The sequence below is a fragment of the Streptomyces yatensis genome (genome assembly GCF_018069625.1).
Classification (GTDB): domain Bacteria; phylum Actinomycetota; class Actinomycetes; order Streptomycetales; family Streptomycetaceae; genus Streptomyces; species Streptomyces yatensis.
This window is the reverse complement of the sequence record NZ_CP072941.1, coordinates 2,245,987-2,271,429: the sequence shown is the minus strand read 5'-3', so window position 1 is coordinate 2,271,429 and position 25,443 is coordinate 2,245,987. Positions and strand designations below refer to the sequence as shown.

Annotated in this window: 20 protein-coding genes; 10 read left to right on the top strand and 10 right to left on the bottom strand. The window is 72.4% G+C overall.

Annotation, left to right across the window (positions count from 1 at the left end; translation table 11 throughout):
* Positions 1–933 carry a serine hydrolase gene (locus tag J8403_RS08915; RefSeq protein ID WP_211122700.1) on the bottom strand — a complete coding sequence of 311 codons (933 nt, stop codon included), beginning with the start codon at positions 931–933 and terminating at the stop codon, positions 1–3.
* A 182-nt stretch (positions 934–1,115) separates the two neighbouring features.
* On the opposite strand from J8403_RS08915, the gene rpe reads away from it, so the two are divergent.
* The gene (gene rpe / locus J8403_RS08910) at positions 1,116–1,790 is read left to right on the top strand and encodes a ribulose-phosphate 3-epimerase (protein WP_211122699.1); all 675 of its coding nucleotides are present in this window, start codon (positions 1,116–1,118) and stop codon (positions 1,788–1,790) included.
* A 135-nt stretch (positions 1,791–1,925) separates the two neighbouring features.
* The gene (locus J8403_RS08905) at positions 1,926–2,915 is read left to right on the top strand and encodes a sugar-binding transcriptional regulator (protein ID WP_203348700.1); all 990 of its coding nucleotides are present in this window, start codon (positions 1,926–1,928) and stop codon (positions 2,913–2,915) included.
* Positions 2,916–3,008: 93 nt separating this feature from the next.
* Here the strand turns inward: J8403_RS08905 and J8403_RS08900 are convergent, their stop codons facing one another.
* From J8403_RS08900 to J8403_RS08890, 3 genes are all read right to left on the bottom strand, one after another.
* Positions 3,009–4,304: a lanthionine synthetase C family protein gene (locus tag J8403_RS08900; RefSeq protein ID WP_246585766.1), complete on the bottom strand. Its 1,296-nt coding sequence runs from the start codon at positions 4,302–4,304 to the stop codon at positions 3,009–3,011.
* 38 nt (positions 4,305–4,342) lie between these two features.
* Positions 4,343–7,495: a lantibiotic dehydratase gene (locus J8403_RS08895; RefSeq protein ID WP_211122697.1), complete on the bottom strand. Its 3,153-nt coding sequence runs from the start codon at positions 7,493–7,495 to the stop codon at positions 4,343–4,345.
* Positions 7,496–7,605: 110 nt separating this feature from the next.
* A complete protein-coding gene (locus J8403_RS08890) occupies positions 7,606–7,764 on the bottom strand; it encodes an FDLD family class I lanthipeptide (protein WP_161500536.1) in 159 nt (52 codons plus the stop codon).
* A 473-nt stretch (positions 7,765–8,237) separates the two neighbouring features.
* On the opposite strand from J8403_RS08890, the gene J8403_RS08885 reads away from it, so the two are divergent.
* Complete coding sequence (locus tag J8403_RS08885) at positions 8,238–9,701, top strand: GuaB1 family IMP dehydrogenase-related protein (protein WP_211122696.1); 1,464 nt, start codon at positions 8,238–8,240, stop codon at positions 9,699–9,701.
* Between the two features lie 102 nt (positions 9,702–9,803).
* Here J8403_RS08885 and J8403_RS08880 read toward each other — a convergent pair whose 3' ends face one another.
* The gene (locus J8403_RS08880; RefSeq protein WP_425519761.1) at positions 9,804–10,454 is read right to left on the bottom strand and encodes a DUF2637 domain-containing protein; all 651 of its coding nucleotides are present in this window, start codon (positions 10,452–10,454) and stop codon (positions 9,804–9,806) included.
* Between the two features lie 614 nt (positions 10,455–11,068).
* Between J8403_RS08880 and J8403_RS08875 the strand changes: the two genes are divergently transcribed.
* The 4 genes from J8403_RS08875 (at position 11,069) to J8403_RS08860 (ending at position 15,915) form a co-directional block, all read left to right on the top strand.
* Entirely contained in the window at positions 11,069–12,541 is a 1,473-nt protein-coding gene (locus J8403_RS08875) for an amino acid permease (protein WP_211122694.1), read from the top strand.
* Positions 12,542–12,551: 10 nt separating this feature from the next.
* On the top strand, positions 12,552–13,007 hold the full coding sequence (locus J8403_RS08870; protein WP_059145749.1) for an Lrp/AsnC family transcriptional regulator: 456 nt from the start codon (positions 12,552–12,554) through the stop codon (positions 13,005–13,007).
* A 286-nt stretch (positions 13,008–13,293) separates the two neighbouring features.
* A complete protein-coding gene (locus J8403_RS08865; protein WP_211122693.1) occupies positions 13,294–14,094 on the top strand; it encodes a carbon-nitrogen hydrolase family protein in 801 nt (266 codons plus the stop codon).
* A 111-nt stretch (positions 14,095–14,205) separates the two neighbouring features.
* The gene (locus J8403_RS08860; protein ID WP_211122692.1) at positions 14,206–15,915 is read left to right on the top strand and encodes a flavin monoamine oxidase family protein; all 1,710 of its coding nucleotides are present in this window, start codon (positions 14,206–14,208) and stop codon (positions 15,913–15,915) included.
* Positions 15,916–15,958: 43 nt separating this feature from the next.
* Here the strand turns inward: J8403_RS08860 and J8403_RS08855 are convergent, their stop codons facing one another.
* Both J8403_RS08855 and J8403_RS08850 read right to left on the bottom strand, forming a co-directional pair.
* Positions 15,959–16,684, bottom strand: a complete 726-nt coding sequence (locus J8403_RS08855; protein ID WP_425519887.1) for a DUF5995 family protein — start codon at positions 16,682–16,684, stop codon at positions 15,959–15,961.
* Positions 16,685–16,779: 95 nt separating this feature from the next.
* Positions 16,780–17,664, bottom strand: coding sequence for an NAD-dependent epimerase/dehydratase family protein (locus J8403_RS08850; RefSeq protein ID WP_211122690.1), 885 nt, complete (start codon positions 17,662–17,664; stop codon positions 16,780–16,782).
* A gap of 129 nt (positions 17,665–17,793) precedes the next feature.
* On the opposite strand from J8403_RS08850, the gene J8403_RS08845 reads away from it, so the two are divergent.
* Positions 17,794–18,675, top strand: a complete 882-nt coding sequence (locus J8403_RS08845) for a helix-turn-helix transcriptional regulator (protein ID WP_211122689.1) — start codon at positions 17,794–17,796, stop codon at positions 18,673–18,675.
* 12 nt (positions 18,676–18,687) lie between these two features.
* On the opposite strand, the gene J8403_RS08840 is transcribed toward J8403_RS08845, so the two are convergent.
* The 3 genes from J8403_RS08840 to J8403_RS08830 form a co-directional block, all read right to left on the bottom strand.
* The gene (locus tag J8403_RS08840; RefSeq protein ID WP_211122688.1) at positions 18,688–20,070 is read right to left on the bottom strand and encodes a uracil-xanthine permease family protein; all 1,383 of its coding nucleotides are present in this window, start codon (positions 20,068–20,070) and stop codon (positions 18,688–18,690) included.
* Positions 20,071–20,139: 69 nt separating this feature from the next.
* A complete protein-coding gene (locus J8403_RS08835) occupies positions 20,140–21,027 on the bottom strand; it encodes an isocitrate lyase/PEP mutase family protein (RefSeq protein ID WP_211122687.1) in 888 nt (295 codons plus the stop codon).
* Between the two features lie 69 nt (positions 21,028–21,096).
* Positions 21,097–22,329, bottom strand: a complete 1,233-nt coding sequence (locus J8403_RS08830; protein ID WP_211122686.1) for an MFS transporter — start codon at positions 22,327–22,329, stop codon at positions 21,097–21,099.
* A 112-nt stretch (positions 22,330–22,441) separates the two neighbouring features.
* Here J8403_RS08830 and J8403_RS08825 point away from each other — a divergent pair, with 112 nt between their 5' ends.
* Together J8403_RS08825 and J8403_RS08820 are read left to right on the top strand one after the other, a co-directional pair.
* Positions 22,442–23,668: an ROK family transcriptional regulator gene (locus J8403_RS08825; RefSeq protein ID WP_211122685.1), complete on the top strand. Its 1,227-nt coding sequence runs from the start codon at positions 22,442–22,444 to the stop codon at positions 23,666–23,668.
* Between the two features lie 218 nt (positions 23,669–23,886).
* Positions 23,887–25,191 carry an alginate lyase family protein gene (locus tag J8403_RS08820; RefSeq protein WP_211122684.1) on the top strand — a complete coding sequence of 435 codons (1,305 nt, stop codon included), beginning with the start codon at positions 23,887–23,889 and terminating at the stop codon, positions 25,189–25,191.
* Positions 25,192–25,443 lie beyond the last annotated feature (252 nt).

Here is a 25,443-nt window from a genome sequence, read left to right as displayed (position 1 = left end):
TCAGTCCTTGGGCACCGCCGGAAGCGCCTCCTGCGGCCGGTCGGTCGGGGCGTAGACGGTGGCCGCGTGGGCGGCGGGGTTGAGGTCCTTGTGCACCGCGCGCGCCACCGCCTCGATGGTGGCCACGCCCGCCTTCATGGTGCGGTTGTCCTGGGTGAGCACGGTGAGGGTGTAGTTGTGGCCGCCGCCGGTGAAGGCGCCGATGCTGTGCACCCGCCAGCCGTGGGTGGCCCGCTCCAGCCAGCCGTTCTTCACCTGGATCCGCACCCCGCCCGGGGCGCCGGCCGGGGTGCCCCAGCGCTGTTCGCGGATGACCTTGCCCATCAGCGAGAGGATGTAGCGGCGGGAGGCGTCGCTCAGCACCGTGTTCGGGTGGGTGATCAGGTCCAGGAGCCGTTCCTGGTCGTTCGCGGTGATCCGGGTGAGGCCCCAGTAGCCGTTCTTGCCGGGCACGGTGGCGTCCATGCCCGCCGCCCGCAGGAACGCCTTGACCCGGGAGGCCTTGAGCTTCTTCCACAGCTTGCTGGTCGCGGCGTTGTCCGACTTGGTGATCATGGCCTTGGCGAGGGTCCTCTCGGCCTTGGTCAGCGGCCGGTGGTGGCGCTGCGCGTCCCACAGCAGCGTCGCCAGGACCGTCGCCTTCACCACGCTCGCGGAGTCGAACCGCTGGTTCGCGCGCAGCGTGCAGCGGGTGTGGGTGGCGTCGTCGCGGAGGCTGATCGCGGTGGTGCCGGGCCGGTGGCGCAGCGCCGCGGCGATGTCCTTGGACAGCTTGCCGGCCAGCCCGGACTGGTGCGAGACGCAGACCGGCCGCGGTGCCGCGGCCGCGGCGGAGGCGGGTCCGGCTCCGGCGACCGGCGATACGACGACGGCCGCGGTGAGCGCCGCGCACACCGCGGTGCGGGGACGCCGGGGTATTGGGTCTCTCGTCATGGTGGGTTGCCTGTGCGCAGATGAGGTCTAGTGGAGGTCTAGGGGTTTCCTTCGACTTCTTCATGGTCCTGGCTCCGTCGGCGTGCGTCGATCGGAGCGGATACCCAAGTGATCACAGCGGTGCGGGCCGTCGCGATGATCCCGGCTCCATGGACCGGCGCGGGCCGTGGGAGGCTGGGGGCATGGCCTTGCAGATCAACCCCAGCATCCTGTCCGCGGACTTCTCCCGCCTCGCGGATGAGGCGAAGGCGGTCGAAGGTGCCGACTGGCTCCACGTCGACGTCATGGACAACCACTTCGTTCCCAACCTCACCCTCGGGGTTCCGGTGGTCGAGTCGCTGGGCAAGGCCACGGAAACCCCGCTGGACTGCCATCTCATGATCGACGACCCGGACCGCTGGGCGCCGCAGTACATCGAGGCGGGCGCCGGTTCGGTCACCTTCCATGTGGAGGCCGCGGCCGCGCCGGTGCGGCTGGCGCGGGAGATCCGGGCCAAGGGCGCGCGGGCCTCGATGGCGCTCAAGCCGGCCACGCCCATCGAGCCGTACGAGGATCTGCTGCCCGAGCTGGACATGCTGCTGGTGATGACCGTGGAACCGGGCTTCGGCGGCCAGGCGTTCCTGGACATCATGCTGCCGAAGATCCGCCGCACCCGGCAGCTCATCGACAAGCATGGGCTTCAGATGTGGCTCCAGGTGGACGGCGGGGTCTCGGCCGCCACCATCGAGCGGTGCGCCGAGGCGGGCGCCGATGTGTTCGTGGCGGGCTCGGCGGTCTACGGCGCCGACGACCCGGCCAAGGCCGTACAGGCACTGCGCCGGCTCGCCGAGAAGGCAACCGGCATCCCCGGAACATGAGGCGACGTAGCTACCGGTCGGTGAACTCAAGGGTGAAGGGCGAACCAACTCCGCCGTTTCTGACAGGATGAACGGTGAGTCCGGACAGTGAATAGTGAGGAGACCGCGGTGTCGACGGGCCGTTCAGCCACGCGGATGGGACCCGCCGAACTGGTGCAGGCGGCGGCCATGGCGCGCCGCTTCTACCTCGAGGGCAAGTCCAAGATCCAGATCGCCGAGGAGTTCGGCGTCAGCCGCTTCAAGGTCGCGCGGGTGCTGGAGACGGCGCTCGAGCGCGATCTGGTGCGCATCGAGATCCGGGTTCCCGCCGAGCTCGACGCGGAGCGCTCCGACGCCCTGCGCGCCCGCTACGGGCTGCGCCACGCGGTCGTCGTGGAGTCCCCGGCCGACGCCGAGGCGGACACCCCGGACCCGGAGAACCTCGGCGAGGTCGCCGCGGACCTGCTGGGCGAGCTGGTGACCGAGGGCGATGTGCTCGGGCTGGCCTGGGGGCGGTCCACGATCCACATGGCGGCGGCGCTGCACCGGCTGCCCCCGTGCACCGTCGTCCAGCTCACCGGCGTGTACGACGCGGGCACGGCCGAGCGCGGCTCGGTCGAGGCGGTGCGCCGCGCCGCCGCCGTCTCGGGCGGTGAGGCGCACCCCATCTACGCGCCGATGCTGCTGCCGGACACGGCCACCGCGGACGCCCTGCGCGGCCAGACCGGTATCGCCCGCGCCTTCGAGTACTTCGACAAGGTCACCGTGGCCTGCGTCTCCATCGGCTCCTGGGAGGCCGGGATCTCCACGGTCTACGACATGCTGACGGAGAAGGAGCGGGCGCACTACGAGAGCCTGGGCGCCGCCGCCGAGATGTCGGCCCACCTCTTCGACGCCGAGGGCCGCCGCATCGGCCGCGACCTGGGCGAGCGCTGCATCACCGTGGAGGCCGACCGGCTGCGGCGGATCCCCGAGGTGGTGGCCATCGCGGGCGGCCGCCGCAAGGCCGAGGCGATCGGGGCGGTGCTGAGGTCCGGCCTGGTCACCAGCCTGGTGACGGACACCGCCGCCGCGGACTATCTGCTCGCCGAAACCACCCCCGCCGCCCACCCCGCCCTGGACCGCGCCGACCCGGACGGCGTGTAGCGGGCCGGACGCGGCCAGTATCGGTCGCGGCGGGCAAGGGGGAACGGCGGGCAAGGGGAAAATGGCGAGCGGCCCGCCGCTCGCCACCTCGCATCACGCCAGAAGCAGGGCGGCGTCCCACGGCACAGCACCCTCGGCGGTCCCGGCGGGCGGTGTGCTCCGGCCGAGCAGCACGAGGGCGACGCCCGCCGCGCCCTCCAGGAACGTCGGCGCGTCCAGCGGTTCCGGCCGCAGCGGCAGCACCGGCGCGGTGGGAAAGCCGAAGGCCGTGCCGGGGTCGAAGCGGGCGCACAGCCGCTCGGCGAGCTCGTCCGCCCGCGCGGACAGCCACCCGTCGTCCAGGTCGTCGGCGATGCGCCCGGTGATCCGGGCCAGCCCCGCGAGGCCATGGCACAGCCCGGGATCGTCCAGCGCCCGCAGTCCGTCGGGGCGGGCGAACACCGCCCTCATCGCCTGCGCCGCGGTGTTCACCCACGCCTCCTCGCCCAGTGCGACTCCGGCGAGCTGGAGCGCGCGGGCGATGCCCGGAGCGCCGTAGCACCAACTCACGCGCCCCGGCCCCAGGGCGGGCCGGGTGGCGGCCAGCTCCTGGTCGGCGGAGACCGTACCGGGCCAGCCGGGGCCCGCGCCCGGGTCCTCCTGGCGCCAGCTCATCAGCCACCGGGCGATACGGCGGATGGCCGTGTCGTGGCCGTGGACGCGCGGTCCGCGCGTCCAGCACAGGGACAGCAGCCCGAGCGGCCCGGCGATGCCGTGGGCGAGGCCGAGGTCGAGCACCCACTCCCGGCGCCGCGGGTCCAGCGCGGCGGGCCACGGGGGGCTGAACCAGCCGGGCAACGGCCTGGCCGCGGCCCTGACGGGCTCGGTGAGGGCGACCAGATACCGCAGCACGTCGTGGACCGCTTCGGGGTCGGACGGCTCGGCGAGAAAGTACCGGCCGAGGCCGGTCACACCGGAGATGACGTCGAAGTGTTCCCGGTCCGCCCCGGGGACACCGGATTCCATTCGCTCATGCTCGGCATCGAGAACCGTTTTGAGGCGATGCCGCAGGGTCGTGTCCACCCGGCCCCGTACGGTGGCGTAGTCCCGGGGCGAGCGGGCGGCGTGCTTGGCGGCGAAGCCGAGACTGCCCAGGCCCGTGATCAGCCCGGGACCTCTGGCACCGGCGTACCCGGCCTCCGCCGCCAGCAGGGCGTGGACGGTCGGGCGCAGGCCCGGGTCGTTCCTGCTCAGCTCGCTGAGCAACAGCGCCGCCCCCGAGGCACCCATGCCGAGCCCGGCAGCGGAAAAGTCCCCGGTGCCGGTGTCGGTGACGTGGTCGCGGATACGGGCGGAGATCTCGGCCACCACCGTGTCGGGATCCCACCGCCCGGCTGGTGCCGCCGCCATCCGAGATGCCTCCGCCGCCATCCGAGATGCCTCCGCCGTCATCCGAGGTGCCTCCGCCGTCCGTGGTCGGCCTGGGCGAGGCCACGCGCCACCGCCAGCGAACGGGCTTCGGAGCTGCGTGAAGTGCCGATCAGCCGGTTGTGGTGCATATGCAACACACTCGCCAGCACCGATGGGTCGGCGGCCACGGAGGCATAGGCGCGCATGGCGACCGCCCTGGCGTCGACGGCGGCGAGCGCCGTGGCCGCGCCCTCGGCGGGGAGCGTCGCCCGGAACCCGCCGTCCAGCAGGCGGAGTGCCGCCCCACGGCGTTCCCGGAAGTAGGCGTGGTGCTCCTCGTCCCGCGGGTCGCGCAGCCACCAGCCGGTCCACCGGTCGCCGTGGACCTGGCGGGTGAGGTCGAGGTAGTTGGCGGCGGCGAGCACCTGCGGCTCGACGGTGACCGCGCCGGCCGCCCGCAGCCGGAGCTGTTCGAGGGCGGCCACGCTGTCGTGGTGGAAGACCGTCTCGGCGGCCTCGATGGCCTCGTGGCCGCCGTAGCGGTGGGTCTCGGGTTCATAGCCGTCGATGACGAACGCCCCGGCCAGGCGCAGATCGCGTAACCGCTCCACCCAGTCGAGGACGCCCGGTGTCAGCTCGCCGTGGAGCGTGGCGGGGTCGCCGTGGAACCGCAGCCGAAGATGCGCGCCGCCCGGATCGGCATAGCGGATGAAGAACCAGCGGTCCACCGCGGGCGGCAGGGCCGCCAGCAGCCGGGGCAGATGCTCGGCCAGCACCTCGTCCTGGCGGCCCGCGTAGGTGTAGAGCCTGCCGTAGAGCCAGTCGCGGCTGTGCCGTGGGACGGGCGGACCGACCGGGCGGATCCGCCGCGCCGGAGCCCGGACGGCCGGAGCCCGGACGGCCGGGGACGCGCCGGGCGCCGGTCGGGCGGGCAGCAGCGGTATCACCAGTTCGCTGCTGAACGCCCCCGAGTCGGTGGCGAGCCAGCCGTCGCCCGCCCCCGCGTCCTCGGGAGTCTCGTACGCCGTCACGTCCTTGCCGCGGCCGAGTTCGCGCCGCAGCACCATGCGGTGGAGCGGGGCGGTCAGGTCCAGCTCCACCCGGTGGTCGCCGCCGCCGACGGCGACCCGGTCGGGCACCTTCCAGCGCGCCCGCCAGTCGTCCAGGCGGCGCTCCCACTCCGCGTCGGGGAGGGCGGAGTCGAACAGGCCGGGGTCGGTCAGCCGCCATCGGGCGGGGGCGAGGACCGTCCTGCCGTACCGGACGCGGGGCAGGTGGGGGAGGGTGGAGAGGCGCCCCCATGTCCATACGCACGAGGGCCAGATGCCCATCGTCGGCACCTCGCGCAGCAGTCGGACCGCCGCGGGGGCGCGCCGCGGGTCGAGCATGGTCGGAACCCGCGGGTTGATCTCCTCTCCGGTGGAGGCGTCCACGAGATACAGCCGGTCCGGGTCGGCGGCCAGTGCGAGATCGCCCATTCCCCGCACGGCGGGCGAGGCGCGGTCCGCGAAGCAGCCCACCGCGACCCGCTCGGTCCAGAACGGCCGGACGCGGGCCACATTGGCGTCGCGCCCCCTCAGGGGCAGGAAGTCCAGGTGTGCCTGGAGCGCGCCGTCCCGTGCCGAGTCGGCGGCGGAACGGCGCGCCAACTCGCCCACCTCCTCCACGTCGTCGAGGAGATAGGCGAACCGGCCGAAGAGCGCGCCCGGGGCCGGCGATCCCGTCGACGGGGAGAGCACGAGCGTGAAGTCGCCCTCGTCGAGGGATCGCCGCGAGGGGGCGGTCAGATGGGCGCAGAGTTCCAGCGCGGCCGGGGGCGGTGCTCCGGAGCCGCGCAGCCGGTCGAGCGCCGCGTCGTCGAGCACCACCTCGCGGTCGCCCGACGCGATCGCGGTGAGGGCCAGCTCGGCCAGGAACTCGTTCCGGGCCCGGTCGCGTTCGCTCGGCTCACCGGCTTCCGCCGTGCGCCGTTCGCTTTTGGGATGGTCGTAGCCGGCCGGCGGGCCCAGGCCGGTGTGCGGGTCGAGGACGTCGGCGAGCGGCACGGCCCGGCCGGTGCCGTAGCGTTCGACGAACGCGTCACGGTACTCCCGCAGGTCCGGCGTCGGCATCGTGTCGGGCGCGGCGAGACACAGCGCCATGGCCGCGCGCTCCGCCTCCCGCAACACCTCCCGGTCCAGGGTGACTTCGGCGTCCAGCCGCATGTCGACCTGGATCGGCCGGTCATCGGCGCGCAGACCGCCCATCGCGTCCAGGGCCTTCTTCCAGCGGCCGAGCCCCGCACCGAGGCCCTCCGCGCCGTATTCCTCCAACAGGTCGCCGATGGCGGCCAGTTCGCCCGCCTTGTCGGCATGGCCGACGGACTTGAGGACCTCCACCGCGTACCGCAGCGGGTCGGTCTCGCCGAGCGGGGGGCGCAGCTCGGTGAGGAGGAAGCCCTGGCGGACGAGCTCGACGAGAAGCCCTTCCTTGGCGGACGCGGGGACGTTCGGGTACGCCTCGTCGAGGGTCTTCAGCAGGCCCCCGGCCGGGCGGGGGTGCCGGGTGGCCGCGAGGATGGTCCGCACGGCCGCCGTGTGGCGTACGGAGATCTCCTGGGCGGTCCGCCCCTCGCGCCGCCGTTCGTCGGTGGCCGGCTCGTCGGAGCCGGCGGGGTCCTTCGCGTCGTAGCCGCAGGGGAGCACCCAGCGCTGCCCGCGTGCGAAGCCCAGGTCGTTCGCCACGACGCGCAGCGCCCGCAGCACCTCGAGGTCGCCCTCCCAGGCGGTGAGCACGCCGGTCAGCCAGCCGCCGTCCGGGCGCACCGCCTTGCGGTGCCGGGTGCCCAGCCGGACCTGGTAGCCCTCGCCGAAGGACACCGGGGCGACACCCGCCAGGAGTCCGAAGGGGGTGGCGCGGCTGGCGCCCCGCAGGACGTAGCGCGTCGCCGAGAGGGTGAGCTTGCGCAGGGCGCCGGGTTTCATCGGGGCGCCCGCGCGCAGCGCCTCGACGGTCCGGTGCAGCGAGGGGCTGGAGACGGCGAGGGCTTCCTCGACCCGTTCGTCGGTCAGGAGCGCGTCGATGTACCGGCGGACCTGTTCGCGGTCGCGCGGGTCGAGGTGTGCGCGGGTCTCGGTGGCCGAGTGGGGAAGGAGGGGGACGCGGAGCATCCCGGTGGGCTCCGCGTGGAACATCGCGTGGTCTCCGGACATGGGGCCGTCTCTCCCGTCTCTCCCGTTCACGTTCGGCACCGGCGAGAATTCCGCCGTCGGCGAGCCGCGCGGGGCCCGGGCTCGGCCCGGGCCCCGCGCGGTCCTGGCTGCTAACAGGCCGGCGCGACCACGGTGCACCAGATGATGGACGCCGCGGGCGTGCCGGTGGAGGCGCTGTGCGCGGCCGTCGGCTCGTCGAGCTCGACACGCACGTCCAGGTCGAACTCCGACATCTCCTTGGCCGACTCGGCCGGTACGGCAACAGACATGGTCAACTCCTTCGATAGAGGGGGCGACGGCAGCCGTTCGCACCCAGTGCCGCTCACACACACCTCAGCGGATGGGCGTGCGCGGCTCCCGTTCGCGGTTGACGCGGGGCACTCGTGTCGAGCGCCCCGCACTTCCTGTGTATGCGCACCGCCAGTGATTCCGGAACTGCGGACAGCGAGATCTAAGGCTTGCCTCAGAAAGTCGCGGGCGGCGGAACGAACGGCGTCATCGCGCCCTCTCATGGCTTCTGGCCGGGCCCCGGCCGCTCAGGGACGGGCCGAGCGGTGTGCCGTCGCATGGGGTCACTCGCCCTGGAGCGGGCGCTCGGGTAACGTTTCGACGTAAGGCAGGTTGCCTGTCGGCACCCAGCAGCCCCCGCAGTGCCTCTTTGGAGGACTCTACGAACGCGGGGGTGTTTTGTTGTGCCGCTGTGGGAGTGACCTGCGTCGTTTCGCGTGAAAATGTGAGACTCATGCGTTTCCTCGAGCCCGGTACGGGGCGCCACGTGGAATCTTCCCCGGTTCCCTACGACCTGACGTACGACGATGTGTTCATGGTGCCGAGCCGCTCCGCGGTCGGCTCCCGCCAGGGGGTGGACCTGGCCTCACCCGACGGCACCGGCACCACCATTCCGCTCGTCGTCGCCAACATGACCGCGATCGCCGGCCGCCGCATGGCCGAGACGGTCGCCCGTCGTGGTGGCCTCGTCGTCATTCCGCAGGACATCCCGATCGACGTCGTCACCGACGTGATCCGCTGGGTCAAGAGCCGCGATCTGGTGCTGGACACCCCGATCGTCCTCGCCCCGACCGGCACCGTCGCCGACGCGCTGTCGCTGCTGCCCAAGCGGGCACACGGCGCGGGCGTGGTGGTCGAGGACGGGCGTCCGGTGGGCGTGGTGACCGAGTCCGACCTGACCGGGGTGGACCGCTTCACGCAGCTGTCCGAGGTGATGTCGCGCGAGCTGATGGTGCTCGACGCCGACATCGACCCCCAGGAGGCGTTCAACCGCCTCGACGCCGCCCACCGCAAGCTCGCCCCCGCCGTCGACGCGGACGGGAAGCTGGCGGGCATCCTGACCCGTAAGGGCGCGCTGCGCGCGACGCTCTACAAGCCCGCGGTGGACGCGGGCGGCCGGCTGCGGATCGCGGCCGCCGTCGGGGTCAACGGCGATGCGGAGGGCCGTACGAAGGCGCTCCTGGACGCCGGGGTGGACGCCCTCGTCGTGGACACCGCCCACGGCCACCAGGAGTCGATGATCACCGCGCTCAAGGCGGTCCGCGGCCTGGGCCCGCGGGTGCCGGTGGTGGCGGGCAACGTGGTGGCCGCCGAGGGCGTGCGCGACCTCATCGAGGCCGGTGCCGACATCGTCAAGGTCGGCGTCGGGCCGGGCGCGATGTGCACCACCCGCATGATGACCGGCGTGGGCCGGCCGCAGTTCTCCGCGGTGCTGGAATGCGCCGCCGAGGCACGGAAGTTCGGCAAGCACATCTGGGCCGACGGTGGCATCCGGCACCCCCGCGACGTCGCCATGGCGCTCGCCGCCGGGGCGTCCAACGTGATGGTCGGCTCCTGGTTCGCGGGGACGTACGAGTCGCCCGGCGACCTCCAGCACACCGCCGACGGCCGGCCGTACAAGGAGAGCTTCGGCATGGCGTCGGCGCGCGCGGTGCGCAACCGCACCAGCGACGAGTCGGCGTACGAGCGGGCCCGCAAGGGGCTGTTCGAGGAGGGCATCTCCACCTCGCGGATGTTCCTGGACCCGGCCCGGCCGGGGGTCGAGGACCTGATCGACTCGATCATCGCGGGCGTGCGCAGCTCCTGCACCTACGCGGGCGCCGGATCGCTGGAGGAGTTCCACGAGCGGGCCGTGGTGGGCGTGCAGAGCGCCGCGGGCTACGCGGAGGGCAAGCCGCTCCACGCGTCCTGGGACTGAGGTTCGGGTTCGGCTCGCCCGGAGGCGAATCGAGCCCAGAACCACCACAGCCCCACTCGGCTCGGGTGAGTGGGGCTGTGGTGGTGTGTCGCGACGGGGTCTTCACCTCGCCAGTCCGCGCTCACCCCGGGTGCGGGGCAGCGCGTGGCGCGGCGGGCTGGTGAGGGTGATCTGCCGGACCAGCTGGTGGAACGAGACCAGCGCGGCGACCGGGGGAAGACCGGCCACGGCCATGCTGGGCGCGTTCCTCGGGGCGTGTGCGACGCACAGGAACACCGCGATGGTGGAGAAGAGCACCACCACGGCCCATGAGTGCGCCGCGCCCCGGCGGTGCAGGGCGGCCCGCAGCACCGACAGCGAGGCGACCAGCCAGGGTCCGTAGACCAGCAGGGGCCACCACGCCGCCATGGACTCCGAGGTGCTCGGGGAGGCCAGATAGCGCAGCGGGCGGTAGGAGATCATCCCGCCGAGCACGCTCAGCATCGCGACGATGACCGTGGTGACCGCCGCGAAGATCAGGCTGATCACATGCAGCCACGGCAGCGTCGGCAGCCGGAAGCGGACCCGGCGGCGCTTGCCGCGCCCCCGCACATGCGTGGGGGAGGGGGCGTGGACGGGGGTCACCGGTCCGATGGGGCCGGTGGTGTGCACCGACTCCTCGGGGGCGGTCGTCTGCAGCAGCCGGGCCAGGTCTCCCTCCAGGTCCCAGCGGCCCTCGATGGTCTCCGGGTCGGGCAGGGGGAAAGGATTCATCTCATAATCGGCTGCCGCCTCGTACCGCTCTCCGGGAGGGGGCGCGGGGGCGTGCCGGTGGCCGGTGGGTGGGGGCCCGTAGCCGCCCGGCCTCGGCTCGGTGTACGTCATGCCTTGACGCCCGGTTCCGGTGTATCGGACCGCTGGAGGAAGTCCGCCTCGATCCGGCCCAGCGCCCGGATGAAGTCCTCCCAGACTCTCGCGCAGTATTCGAGCGGGTAGCGCTCGCTGTCACCCCCCTGGTCTCGGGGCCGGAACACGGGTTCGGCACTGAGGCGGGAGTGATCGGGTGGTTGCAGACTGTCAGTGGTCACGTCCCCACCAACGACCGCTAAAATGGTGCAGTATCGCGGCATTCGGGTGAAACGAGCGCTGACTCGCGCAGTGTCTCGCAACGATTCCCCGCCGTGCGCCCCCGCGCGCAACGTTGCCACGGGTATGCGCAACCATGGTGCATTACGGCCGTCGGCGGACGGCTCATAGGGTCTTGCGCTGACGTGGAGTGGCGGGGACCGACTGCTCGGCGATTCCCACCTGCGGGTTTGCTCTTCGGGCGCCCGTATGTCCGCAGTCGGTCGCCACCACCTGATGGCAGCGAATAAGGAGCCACCCCTGTGTTGGAGCACGGCGCAGCACCGCCCGCCACCCAGCAACCGGAACCAGACCCTCCGGTCGGCGGACTGGGCACCCGGCTGATGCGGCGCAAGCCGGTCGAGCGGCTGGTCGCCGAGGGCGGCCAGGGCGCCGGCGGCAGCCTGCGGCGCTCGATGGGCATGTGGCAGCTCACCATGATCAGCATCGGGGCCACCCTGGGCACCGGCATCTTCGTGGTGCTCGGCGAGGCCGTACCGGACGCCGGTCCCGCGGTCATCGTGTCGTTCGTCATCGCCGGGCTCACCGCGCTGTTCTCCGCGCTGTCCTACGCCGAGCTGGCGGGCACCATCCCGGTCTCCGGCTCCTCGTACTCCTACGCCTACGCCACGATGGGCGAGCTGATCGCCTGGATCTGCGGCTGGTGTCTGATCCTGGAGTACGGCGTCTCGGTGGCGGCCGTCGCCGTCGGCTGGGGCGAGTACCTCAACGAACTGCTCGACGGCACCCTCGGCGTCACCATCCCCGACGCCCTGGCCGCCCCGCCCGGGGACGGCGGGATCTTCAATCTGCCCGCCCTGCTCGTGGTGCTGCTGGCCATGGCGTTCCTGCTGGGCGGCGCCAAGGAGAGCGCCCGCGCCAACGCGGTCATGGTGGCGGTGAAGATCGCGGCCCTGATCCTCTTCTGTGCCGTCGCCTTCACCGGCATCCGGGCGGGCAACTACACCCCGTTCATGCCGCTGGGCATGGCGGGCGTCAGCGCCGCCGGCGCCACCCTCTTCTTCTCCTACATCGGCTTCGACGCCGCCTCCACGGCCGGTGAGGAGGCCAAGAACCCCCAGCGCGACCTGCCCCGCGCGATCATGCTCTCGCTGATCATCGTCACCGCGCTGTACTGCCTGGTCGCCGCCGTGGCGGTGGGCGCCCTGCCGTGGAAGAAGTTCTCGGGCTCCGAGGCCGCGCTCGCCTCGATCATGAAGGATGTCACCGGCCAGGACGCCTGGGCCGTGCTGCTGGCCGCCGGAGCGGTCGTCGCGATCGCCTCCGTGGTGCTGACCGTGCTCTACGGCCAGACCCGCATCCTCTTCGCGATGTCCCGGGACGGGCTGGTGCCCAAGGTCTTCTCCACCGTCCACGCCAGGACCGGGGTGCCCCGCGCCAACACCGTGATCGTCTCGCTCTTCTGCGGGGTCCTGGCCGCCGCGATCCCGCTCGGTCAGCTCGCCGACGCCACCAGCATCGGTACCCTCTTCGCCTTCGCGCTGGTCAACATCGCCGTGATCGTGCTGCGCCGGACCCGGCCCGAGATGCCCCGCACCTTCCGGGTGCCGCTGTCGCCGCTCTTCCCGGTGATCGGCTTCGCGCTGTGTCTGTGGATGATGGGCAGTCTGCAGTTCGTCACCTGGGTGGTGTTCGGCTGCTGGATGGCCGTCGGCCTTGTGCTGTACTTCGCATACGGCTTGCGCCGATCCCGACTGGCCACAGCAGAGAAGTGATTGCCCCCCAGTGCGACTGAATGATCTCGACGAACGCATCGTCCACGCCCTCGCCGAGGACGCCCGCCGCTCCTACGCCGACATCGGCGAGCTGGTAGGACTGTCCGCGCCCGCCGTCAAACGGCGGGTGGACCGGCTGCGCGCGGAGGGAGCCATCACCGGCTTCACGGTGCGGGTCGACCCGGTGGCGCTGGGATGGGAGACCGAGGGCTTCATCGAGCTCTACTGCCGCCACAACACCTCGCCGGACGCCATCCGCCGGGGTCTGTCGCGCTATCCCGAGGTGGTGTCCGCGTCGACCGTCACCGGCGACGCGGACGCCGTCGTCCAGGTCTTCGCCTCCGATATGCGCCACTTCGAGCGGGTGCTGGAGCGGATCGCGGGGGAGGCGTTCGTGGAGCGCACCAAGTCGGTGCTGGTGCTCTCGCCCCTGCTGCGAAGGTTCAGCTCGGGCGCGCCCACGTAGGCGCTCCGCCGGGGGCGCCTGATCGGCGGGGGTGCCCTGGTCCGCCGTTGCCCGGCCGCGGCTCCGTCGTGGCCGGGCGCGCCCACGCGGCGGAGCCGCACATCCACACAGCCCCGCGCCCCTTCGGGGCCCGCACACGCCCGGACCCCAGCGTGCGCAATGAATCGACGCGGACCGATCCTCATGCGTCATGAATCGACGCCGGACGCAATGAAGCCGTCTTGTTGGGCGATCCGGAGGCAACGTACTGTTTTTAGTGCCCGTACTCCTCCCCTCAAGGTCTGCCATGTCGCCGCTGCGCACCGCTCTGCTCCAGAACTCCGGTCACCCCGGCGATCCCGCCGGGAACCTCAAGGTCCTCGACGAGGCCGCCGCCGGCGCGGCCGCCGACGGGGCCGGGCTGCTGGTCACAGCGGAGATGTTCCTCACGGGCTATGCGATCGGCGGCGGCGGCGTACGGGACCTGGCCGAGCCCGCCGACGGGCCGAGCGGCCGGGCCGTGGCCGAGATCGCCGCGACACACGGTCTCGCCATCCTCTACGGCTACCCCGAGAGCCACGAGGGCGCCGTCTACAACTCGGCACGGCTCGTGGGCGCGGACGGCACCGAGCTGGCCAACTACCGCAAGTCCCATCTCTACGGCTGCTTCGAGCGGGCGTCGTTCACCCCCGGTGACACGCCCGTCGTCCAGGCCACCATCGGCGAGCTGACCGTCGGCATCCTGATCTGCTACGACGTGGAGTTCCCGGAGAACGTACGGGCCCATGCCCTGGCCGGGACCGATCTGCTGCTGGTGCCCACCGCGCAGATGCACCCCTTCGAGTTCGTGGCCGAATCCGTGATTCCGGTGCGGGCCTTCGAGAGCCAGATGTACATCGCGTACGTCAACCGCAGCGGTGTCGAGGGCGAGTTCGACTTCGTGGGCCTGAGCTGTCTGGCCGGGCCGGACGGCGCCACCTGTCTGCGCGCCGGCCGCGGTGAGGAACTCCTCCTCGGCGATGTCGCCCCCAAGCTGCTGACCACCTCGCGCCGGATCAACCCGTATCTGCGCGACCGCCGCCCCGGTCTGTACTCCTCCCTCAGCTGATCCGTCCTCGCCTGATCCGTCCTCGGCTGATCAGTCCTCTGCTGATCCGTCCGGCCCCGCCGTGCCCGAAACGCCCCCTTTGAGCACCAACCAGCAAGGAATCCGTACCCCATGACGTCCACGGTGCCCACCGCCGTCCATGACGAGCAGGAAACGCAGGCCCAGCAGGCCCTTCCGCCCATGACCATGTTCGGCCCGGACTTCCCCTACGCCTACGACGACTTCCTCGCCCACCCGGCGGGCCTGGGCCAGATACCCGCGACCGAGCACGGCAACGAGGTCGCGGTCATCGGCGGCGGTCTCTCCGGCCTCGTCACCGCGTACGAGCTGATGAAGATGGGCCTGCGGCCCGTGGTCTACGAGGCCGACCGGATCGGCGGACGGCTGCGCACCGTCGGCTTCGACGGCTGTGACGACGCGCTGACCGCCGAGATGGGCGCGATGCGCTTCCCGCCGTCCTCCACCGCCCTCCAGCACTACATCGACCTGGTGGACCTGAAGACCCAGCCGTTCCCCAACCCGCTGGCCCCCGACACCCCCTCGACCGTCGTCGACCTCAAGGGCGAGTCCCACTACGCCCGCACCATCGACGATCTGCCGCCGGTCTACCGCGAGGTGGCCGACGCCTGGAACGCCTGTCTGGAGGAGGGCGCGGACTTCTCCGACATGAACCGCGCCATCCGCGAGCGGAACGTCCCGCGGATCCGGGAGATCTGGGCGCGGCTGGTCGAGAAGCTGGACAACCAGACCTTCTACGGCTTCCTGTGCGACTCCTCGGCCTTCACCTCCTTCCGCCACCGGGAGATCTTCGGCCAGGTCGGCTTCGGCACCGGCGGCTGGGACACCGACTTCCCCAACTCCATCCTGGAGATCCTGCGGGTCGTCTACACCGAGGCCGACGACCACCACCGCGGCATCGTCGGTGGCAGCCAGCAGCTGCCGCTGCGGCTGTGGGAGCGCGAGCCCGAGAAGATCGTCCACTGGCCCCAGGGCACCTCGCTGTCCTCGCTGCACGGCGGTGAGCCCCGCCCGGCCGTGACCCGGCTGCACCGGGCCGCGGGCGACCGCGTCGTGGTGACGGACGCGAGCGGTGACATCCGCTCGTACCGGGCGGTGGTCTTCACCGCGCAGTCCTGGATGCTGCTCTCCAAGATCGACTGCGATGACTCGCTCTTCCCGATCGACCACTGGACGGCCATCGAGCGCACCCACTACATGGAGTCCAGCAAGCTCTTCGTGCCGGTGGACCGGCCGTTCTGGCTGGACAAGGACGAGATCACCGGCCGGGACACGATGAGCATGACGCTCACCGACCGGATGACCCGCGGCACCTATCTGCTGGACGACGGCCCGGACCGGCCCGCCGTCATCTGCCTCTCCTACACCTGGTGCGACGACAGCCTCAAGTGGCTGCCGCTGTCGGCGAACGAGCGGATGGAGGTCATGCTCAAGTCGCTCTCGGAGATCTATCCGAACGTCGACATCCGCAAGCACATCATCGGCAGCCCGGTCACCGTGTCCTGGGAGAACGAGCCCTACTTCATGGGCGCGTTCAAGGCCAATCTGCCCGGCCACTACCGCTACCAGCGCCGGCTGTTCACCCACTTCATGCAGGACCGGCTGCCCGCCGACAAGCGCGGCATCTTCCTCGCGGGCGACGACATCTCCTGGACGGCGGGCTGGGCCGAGGGCGCCATCCAGACCGCGCTCAACGCCGTATGGGGCGTGATGCACCGGTTCGGCGGCGCCACCGACCCGAAGAACCCCGGGCCGGGCGATCTGTACGACGAGATCGCGCCCGTCGAGCTCCCCGAGGACTGAGCCGGTCCCAGGGCCGCTACGCCGCGACGGCAGGCCGGTTACGTCAAGGGCGGGCCGTGGCGTCGTCGGCGGGCCGTTGCGCCGATGGCAGAGGGGTGAGCAGAAAGCGCCCGACCAGACCCACGGTCGCGTCCACGCGCTCGGCGAACTCCTCCGCCAGCTCCGGCACCCCGCGCAGCCCCCACAGCGCGCGGAACGCCGCAAATGCGGCGTCCCGCGCCTTCTCCAGGCTCCAGGAGCCCACGAGATGGGTGAGCGGATCGGCCACGTCCAGCAGGTCGGGGCCGGGCATCAGCTCCTCCCGGATCCGCTCCTCCATCCCGGTGAGCAGCGCGCCGATCCGGTCGAAGTCGCCCTCCAGGGCGTCCGGTTCGAGGTCCCGGGCCCGGCAGGTGTCCAGCAGCGCGAGCGCCAGGTCATGGCCGATATGGGCGTTGATCCCGGCGAGCGCGAACTGCACCGGGCGCACCCCCGGATGGCGCCGGAGCTGGAACAGCGGCCGCCAGCAGGCGGGCGGCCGCCCGCCCCGGGTCACCGCGTCGACCGCTCCCAGATAGCGCTCGGCGAACCGCACGTCCAGCTCCTGGGTGGCGGACGGGTCGTGGAAGTACCCGTCCCCGAGCCGGCGGCCGACCTCCTCGGTGACCGAGAGGTACACCCCGTTGAAGACCGCCACCCCGTCCCTGGGCGGCAGCGCCGCGCCGAGCGCGCTCATGCGCGCCACGACGTTCTGCACGGTGCGCGGGGCGTGCCGCGCCTGCGTGGGCATCGTCATGGACGCCAGGGTGGCAGGCCGGAACGGTGCGGTCCCCGCCGTACGCCGCCGCTTCCCCTGGACGGTCTAACGCCCCGTCAACCGGCGTATCACAGCACCCCCGCGTCGCGGGCCGTCCAGATCGACGGATACAGCGGCCGCCAGCCCAGCTCGTCGCGGAGCCGGAGGTTGGAGGTGATCCCGGACCAGGGGTCGTCGTCCGTCCGCCCGGTCATGCCCTCGGGCAGCGGCACACCGCCGATCCGGTGCAGTTCGACGGCGGTCGCCGGGGCGTCGTCGACGATGTTGTACTTACGGCCCGACACCGAGCCGCCGGCCGTGCCGCCCGGTGCGCGCAGCAGCCGCAGCAGCGCCTGGACGACATCCGCGTGGTGGACCATGGCGAGCCGCCTGCTCCCGGGCCAGTTCGCGGCGTACGGCAGGAAGTTCGCCACATGCGGATCGCCGTCCCCGTACACGAAGGCCAGGCTGCCGATCCGCAGATCCAGGCCGTGCTCGCGGTGCAGCGCCAGCAGCTCCCGCTCCGCCTCCGCCTTCGAGGCGGGGTAGGCGCCCCACAGCGGACCGCCGGGCACGCTCTCGTCGTCCTCCGTGAACGGCCGGCCGCGCGAGGCGCCGTACACCAGATTGGTGCTGACCTGGAGGAACCGGCTCGTCCCTGCCTCCACCGCGGCCCGCCCGAGGGCGACCGCCGCGTCCCGGTTGACCGCCCACGCCTCCTCGTCCGGCACCCCGCGGAAGGCCGCCGCGATGTTGACCACCGCATGCACCCCTTCCATGGCCCTCCGCAGATCCTTCTCCTCGCGCAGATCGCCCACCGTGAGCCGCGCGCCCTGGGCCGCGAAGGGCGCACCGCGCTCCTCGTCGCGTACCAGCACCCGTACCTCGGTACCGGCCGCGGCCCGCTCCAGCAGCCGCTTGGTGAACCGCCGTCCCACCTGGCCGGTCGCACCCGTCACCAGAATCAAGGGCATCAGCATCCGCCTTTCGTCTCGTTCGCTCGGGCTCAGCCTGCGACGGTCTCGGCGGGGCCGGGAGAGACCTCCGCATCCAGGGATCGGCAGACCCTGGATACCCGGCGCGGGCACGGCGACCATGGGAGCGTGCATCGATCGGAGCTCGCCGACTTCCTGCGCCGCTGCCGGGCCCGTCTCGGCCCCGCCGAGGTGGGGCTGACGCCCGGCCCCCGGCGCCGTACGCCCGGACTGCGCCGGGAGGAGGTGGCCCAGCTCGCGGGCATGTCGCCGGACTACTACACCCGGCTGGAGCAGGCCCGCGGCCCGCGCCCGTCCCGCCAGATGCTGACCGCGCTGGCCCGGGCGCTGCGGCTCACCGACGACGAGCGCGACCATCTCTTCCACCTGGTGGGGGAGGAGCCGCCGCGCGACCGCAGCACCTCGGGCCATGTGCGGCCCGGTCTGCTCAGGGTGCTGGACCGGCTGTTCGACACCCCGGCCCAGGTGATCACCGACTGGGGGGAGGTGCTGGCGCAGAACGCGATGGCGGCCGCGCTGGTCGGCGACATCACGGCGCGGCCGCCCGGCGACCGCAATATCGTCCGGAGCTTCTTCACCCGGCGGGGCGACGACTCCGGCACTCCCGGGATCTTCCCGAGCGAGGAGATCGAGGAGCACGCCCGGCTCCATGTGGCCAACCTCCGCGCCGTGTTCGCGGCCCGCCCCGACGATCCGGGCCCGGCGGCCCTGGTGGCCGAACTGCTGTCGGTGAGCGCGGAGTTCGCGGCGCTGTGGGAGGCCCATGAGGTGGCCGTACGGCACTCCTCGGTCAAGCGGTTCGTCCACCCGGTGGTGGGCGTGATGGAGCTGGACTGCGAGGTCCTGCTGAGCTCGGAACACGCCCAGCGGCTGATCGTGCACACCGCCCGCCCCGGCAGCGAGTCCGCCGAGCGGCTCGAACTGCTCCGGGTGCTGGGCCTGCAGGACCTCGCCCCGCGGGGAGGACAGGACCTCGCCCCGCGGGGGTAAGTCCTCCGGCGGTCAGGCCGGGCGGTCGTCGTCGTATTCGCTGGTGCCCGCGTCCAGCAGGGGTTCCCGCGGCTTGAGATGGGCCGGGGCCAGGGCGCGCAGCACGTGGTAGCCGAGCAGCACCACGATCGTGCCGAGGGCGATCCCGCCCAGCTCGAAGTTCTGGCTGACCTTCAGGCTGACGCCGCCGACGCCGATGATGACGCCCGCCGCGACCGGCACCAGATTGAGCGGATTGCGCAGGTCCACCTTGTTGTGCACCCAGATCTGCGCACCGAGCAGCCCGATCATGCCGTAGAGGATGACGGTGATCCCGCCCAGCACCCCGCCCGGCACCGCCGCCACCACCGCGCCGAACTTGGGGCACAGCCCGAAGAGCAGCGCGAAGCCCGCGGCCGCCCAGTACGCGGCGGTGGAGTAGACCCGGGTGGCCGCCATGACCCCGATGTTCTCGGAGTACGTGGTATTGGCCGGGCCGCCGACCGAGGTGGAGATCATGGTCGCCGCGCCGTCCGCGGCGATCGCCGTGCCCAGCTGGTCGTCGAGCGGATCGCCGATCATCTCGCCGACCGCCTTCACATGTCCGGCGTTCTCGGCGATCAGCGCGATCACGACCGGCAGCGCCACCAGCACCGCCGACCAGTGGAAGCTGGGCGCGTGCAGGGACGGCAGACCGATCCAGTCCGCCTTGGCCACACCGGACAGATCCAGCCGCCAGTGGTCGGTGACCCGCCCGCTGCCGTCGATCGAGTGGATCCTGCCGAAGACGCGGTCGAAGACCCAGGAGACCGCATAGCCGAAGACCAGCCCCAGGAAGATCGCGATCCGCGACCAGAAGCCCCGCAGACAGACCACCGCCGCCCCGGTGACCAGCATCGTCAGCAGCGCGGTCCACTGATCGGCGGGCCAGTACGTACCGGCGGTCACCGGCGCCAGATTGAACCCGATCAGCATGACCACCGCGCCGGTCACCACCGGCGGCATCGCCGCGTGGATGATCCGGGCGCCGAATTTCCGTACCGCCAGACCGCTCAGCAGCAGCACCCCGCCGACCACCAGGATCGCCCCGGTGACGGCGGCGCTGCCGCCGCCCTGCGCCCTGATCGCGGCGGCCACCCCGACGAAGGACAGGCTGCACCCCAGATAGCTGGGGATCCGGCCGCGGGTCGCCAGCAGGAAGAGGATGGTCGCGACGCCGGACATCATGATCGCGAGGTTGGGGTCGAGCCCCATCAGCACCGGGGCCACAAAGCTGGCCCCGAACATGGCGACGACATGCTGTGCGCCGAGCCCCGCCGTCCTGGGCCAGGACAGCCGCTCATCCGGCTTGACGACGGCGCCCGGGGCGGGGGTGCGCCCATCGCCGTGCAGGGTCCAGCGCACGCCGAGGCCCATGACTGCTCCACTTCATCGCTACGGGGAATTCGCAGCAATGTTAGTTGGCCGAAATTGTGCGTCCTGCAGCTATGTGCGGTTGCCCTCGGTGACGTCCTCGGTGACGTCCATGGTGAAGTCCTCCGCCAGTGACTGCGCCTCGGCGTAGGAGGGCAGGTCGGCGGCCCGATGGGCCGGGGCGGGGGCCTCGGGGTGGGCGATCGTCCAGGCCAGCTCGACGGCGCGGTCCAGGGCGGCCCGGAAGAGCAGCGAACCGCAGCTGATCCGCCGCACCCCGAGCTCCGCCAGCCGCTCATAGGTGTGGCGGCCGGGGGCGAAGAGGATGTTCAGCGGGGTTTCGCCGAGGTCGTCGGCCAGGGCGCCGATGTCCTGCTCATCGGTGAGCGCGGGCACGAAGATCCCGTCCGCGCCCGCCCCCAGATACGCCTCGATCCGCTCGGCGGCGGCGGACAGCGAGGGCGGGGTGTCACCACCGATCGCGGCGAGCCAGTGGGTGTCGGTCCGCGCGTTCACGAACAGCCGGGGCACCCGCTCCTTGACGGCAGCGAGCACCGCGCACTGCCGGGCCAGGGGCGCGAGGGTGCCGTCCGGGCGGCCGTCCTCGATGTTCACACCGACCACCCCGGCCCGGTCCAGCTCGGCCGCGAGCGCCGCGACCTCCTCGGGCCGCTCGCCGAACCCGCCCTCGATGTCGACGCTCACCAGCGCCGGGAGCCGGGCGATGCCGCGGGCGAGGGCGAGGGTCTCGTCGCGGGCGGCGCCCGTCGCGTCCGGCAGCCCGGCCGCCGCGGCCACGCCGAGGCTGGTGGTGCCGATGGCGGGGAAGCCGCGCCGGACCAGGGCGGCGGCGGAGGCATGGTCCCAGGCGTTGGGCAGCAGCAGCGGCCGCTCGCCGCGGTGGAGCCGGCGGAAGGCGGTGTGGCGCTCGGGCGCCGGGACGTCGCTCGTGTCGCTCATATCACCGACCGTAGGGCCGGATCGCTTCGGCGCTCACCGAACAGTGGCCCTGGCCCCGCCCCCGCCCCGTCAGGGAAGCGTGGCCCGGGAGGCGGACGGGTCGGGCTGCGAGGCGGGGTCCGCCGTGTCCGTATCCGCCGGGGTCCGCAGCACCCCCGCCCCCGCCACCAGCCCCAGCGTCAACGTCGTGACCAGGCAGAACGAGATCGTCAGCGAGGTCAGGTCCGCGATCGAGCCCATGGCCGCCGGAGCGATCAACCCCGAGGTGTACGTGATCGTGGCGACGCCCGCGATGGCCTGGCTCGGGGCCGGGCCGCTGCGCCCGGCGGCGGCGAAGGCCAGCGGCACCACGACCGCGATGCCCAGGCCGATGAGGCCGAATCCGGCGATGGCGAGGCCGGCACCGGGAGCGGTGACCACGAGGAGGCCGCCGGCGGTGGCGAGGAGGCCGCCGGTCCGTACGGTCCGCACCGGCCCGAAGCGGCCCACCACCGCGTCCCCGATGAGCCGGGCACCGGCCATCGTGCAGGAGAAGGCGGTGGTGCAGGCGGCGGCGACACCGGGGGAGGAGTCCATGACATCGCGCAGATAGACCGCCGACCAGTCCAGGCTCGCCCCCTCGGCGAAGACCGCGCAGAAACCCACCGCGCCGATGATCAGCGCGGAGCGGGGCGGGAGGGCGAACCGGGGCGGCGGATGCTCCTCGGGGGCGCTGCGCAGGTCGAGGACCCAGTGGCAGGCCACCGCGCCGAGCACCGTGAGGACCCCGGCGGCGATGCCGAGGTGGAGCCGGGCGTCGGCCTCGGTGTGCGCCGCGATCGTGCCCGCAGCCGAGCCGGTGAGCGCTCCCGCGCTCCACATGCCGTGCAGCCCGGACATGATCGAGCGGCCGAGGCGGTTCTCGACCTCCACCCCGAGGGCGTTCATGGCGACGTCGGACGTCCCGGCGGTCGCCCCGAAGACGAAGAGCGCACCGCACAGCCAGACCAGACCGGGCGCCAGCGGGGGCAGCACCAGCCAGGCGGTCCACAGGGCGAGCAGTCCGCGCAGCGCCGCGCGGGCGCCGAAGCGGTGGCTGATCCGCCCGGCCAGGGGCATCGCGACCGAGGCCCCGATGGCGGGAAAGGCGAGCGCGAGGCCGAGTTGACCGGCGCTGAGGTCCAGCCGCTCCTGAATCCAGGGGATACGGGTGGCGAAGTTGCCGGTCACCGCCCCGTGCACGGCGAACACGGCCGCCACGGCGATCCGCGCCCGCCGTACGGGGCGCATCTCGGACGCCCCCGCTTCCTTGAGCCTGCCCATACCTGTCGCACCCTCCCCGTAGCGCCGGCCCGTGCCGTGGTCCACGGGAAACTATCAGGAAGGGTCCCTGATAGATAGGGCTTTTCCCGTGGCCTTCTGGAAGGATCCCGGCATGACGTCGACGAGCGTGTCCGTGGCGGGCCGCACCGCCTCACCGAGTACGGCGCGGGCCATCAACGACCGCCTCGCCCTGCAGCTGCTCAAGGACGAGGGGCCGCTGACCGCGGGTCAGCTCAAGTCGCTGACCGGGCTGTCCCGTCCCACCATCGCGGACCTGGTCGAGCGGCTGCGGCAGACCGGGCTGGTGGCGGTCGTGGGGGAGGCGGGGGCCGAACGCCGGGGGCCCAACGCGCGGGTGTACGGGATCGTCGCCGACAGCGCGCATGTGGCCGGGGTCGACGTCCGTACGGACAGCGTGGCCGTATGCGTGGCCGATCTGCTGGGCCGGACCAAGGCGGAGGAGTCGCTTCCGGTGGCCCCGGACGGGGATCCGGCGCACACCGTCGCGGCCGCGGTGGCCCTGGTGGAGCGGGCCGCCGAGCGGGCCGGGGCGGCGCGGCTGCACCACATCGGCATCGGGGTGCCCGGTCTCATCGACCCCGCCACCGGGGAGCTCAACTCCACCGGCGGACTGCCCTCCTGGCACCGTGAGCTGGCCACCGCGCTCCACCGCGACCTCGCGGCACCGGTGCTGCTGGAGAACGAGGTCAATCTCGCGGCCGTCGCCGAACAGCGGATGGGCACGGCGCGCGACCGCGACACCTTCGTCCTGCTGTGGCTCGGCCATGGCATCGGCGCGGCCGTGGTGCTCGACCGGGTGCTGCGGCGCGGTGCGTCCGGCGGCACCGGGGAGATCGGCTTTCTGCCGGTGCCGGGCACCTCGGGGCTGCCCTCCGCCACCGGCTGCGACGGCGGGTTCCACTCCCTGGTGAGCAGCGGCGCGGTCTGCGAACTCGCCCAGGAGCACGGTCTGGAGGGCGCGGCGGGCGGCGAACGCGGGGCGGGTACGGAGGGCTCCGGCGCGGCGGAGGCGGCGATCCGCGCGGCCCTCGACGCGGGGGAGCGCGGCGAGGCGTTCCTGGACACGCTGGCGGCCCGTATCGCGCTGGGCGTCGCGGCGATCTGCGCGGTGCTCGACCCGGGGTGCGCGGTGCTCGGCGGTGAGGTCGGGCGGGCCGGGGGCGAGGGGCTCGCGCGGCGGGTGGAGGGTCATGTCGCTCGGCTGTCGCCGCTGCGGACGCGGGTGCGGGCGGGGGTCGTGGGCGGCGGCGGGGTGTTGCGGGGCGCCGTGCTGACGGCGCTGGACGCGGCGCAGAACGAGCTGTTCGGCGCGCCGTAGCCGTCGGTCACCCGCCCTTCTGGGGTGAGGGCGTTCGCCGTTCTGGGTGGGGGCGTTCGCCTCCTGAGGTGGGGGCGTTCGCCCTTCCGAGGTGTGGGCATTGGCCCTTCTGAGGTGAGGGCATTCCTGTGCGATCTCTTGTCGTGCCCATGGGGTCGTCCTACTCTGAGCCCGATCTCAAGTCTGAATAGCGTTCAGGTATCTGATTGGAGTGCTCAATGGGTGCACCTCCAGCGGGACGCGGGCGGTTCGCCCGGGCGATCGTCACCGCCTCCGCCCTCCTGGCCGTCCTGGCGATCCCCGCCGCCCCCTCCGCGCAGGGCGCGGAGTCCGTGCGGCATTCCGGCTCGGTGCCCCGGACGGTGGTGCTCGACGGGCCCCGGCTGTCCCTCACCAAGCTGAAACTGCAGCTGGGAGACCGGAATCTGCGGCGGACCGTACGGGATCTGACCGCCCAGGCCGACCAGTGGCTGGACCAGGGCCCCTGGACCGTCACCGACAAGGACCAGGTGCCGCCCAGCGGCGACAAACACGACTACTTCAGCCAGGCCCCGTACTGGTGGCCCAGCAAGCCCAAGACCGACGACAATCCGTACGGCTGCCCTTACGTTCAGAAGGATGGCCAACGGAACCCCGACGTGGACAAGATGACGGACCGTCCCGAGGTCGGCAAGGTCTTCGAATCCGCCTACGAGCTCTCCCTGGCCTGGTACTACACCGGTAGGCGGGCCTATGCCGAGCACGCCGCCGACATCCTGCGCACCTGGTTCGTCACCCCGGCGACCCGGATGAACCCGAGCCTGAACCACGCCCAGTTCATCCCCTGCATGTACGACGGCCGCTCGATCGGGATCATCGACTTCTCCCAGGGCTTCACCAGCCTCCTGGACGCCGCCGCCCTCCTCGACACCGGCGCCCCCGGCTGGTCCAAGAGCGACCACGAGGGCTTCCGCACGTGGAACAAGCAGTTCCTGGACTGGCTGGTGAACAGCGACTTCGGCAAGGAGGAAGGCGCCGCCGAGAACAACCACGGCACCTTCTACGACATGCAGGTCGCCGCCATCGCCACCGCCGTGGGTGACCGGGATCGCGCCCGCCAGGTGCTCCGCGACGCCCGCACCAAGCGCATCGACACCCAGATCGCGGCCGACGGCACGCAGCCGCAGGAGCTCGAGCGCACCCGCAGCTTCCACTACTCGACGTTCAACCTCGTCGCGTACACCCGGATGGCCGCCATCGGCAAGCACGTCGGCGTGGACCTGTGGCACTACACCGGGCCCACCGGCGCGAACCTCTTCAAGGCGGTCGACGTCCTGCTCCCCGCGGCCACCGGCGCCGCGCCCTGGCCGTACCCGGAGCTCGACCTGCGCGCCTACGCGGCGAGCGACATCGTCCACGCGGCGGCCGACGCCGGGGACCGCAAGGCCCGCGCGGCGGTGAACAAACTCCAGGCCCCGCCCGGCGGCGACCTGTGGGCCCTGCGGCCGGCGGTGGAGCAACTGGACAGCATCGCGCAGGGGTAGGGGGCGGTGGGTTTTCTCCCCCACCCCGCCCCTTCCCGTAACCGGGGGCAAGCCCCCGGCCCCCCCGCTCCTGGATCGGAGCTGACGTACCTGCCGCGGAGCCTGTCGAGGCTCGCCCGCCCCGCGGGTGGAGGGGCGGGGCGGCCTCGCGGCGGGCGTTGGGCCACTCGTGACGGGGGCCCGGGGCGTGCCGTTGGCCCGGGAGGGGTGTGATCGGGGGTACCCCCCTGGCCTCCGTTCGGGGCCGGTGTG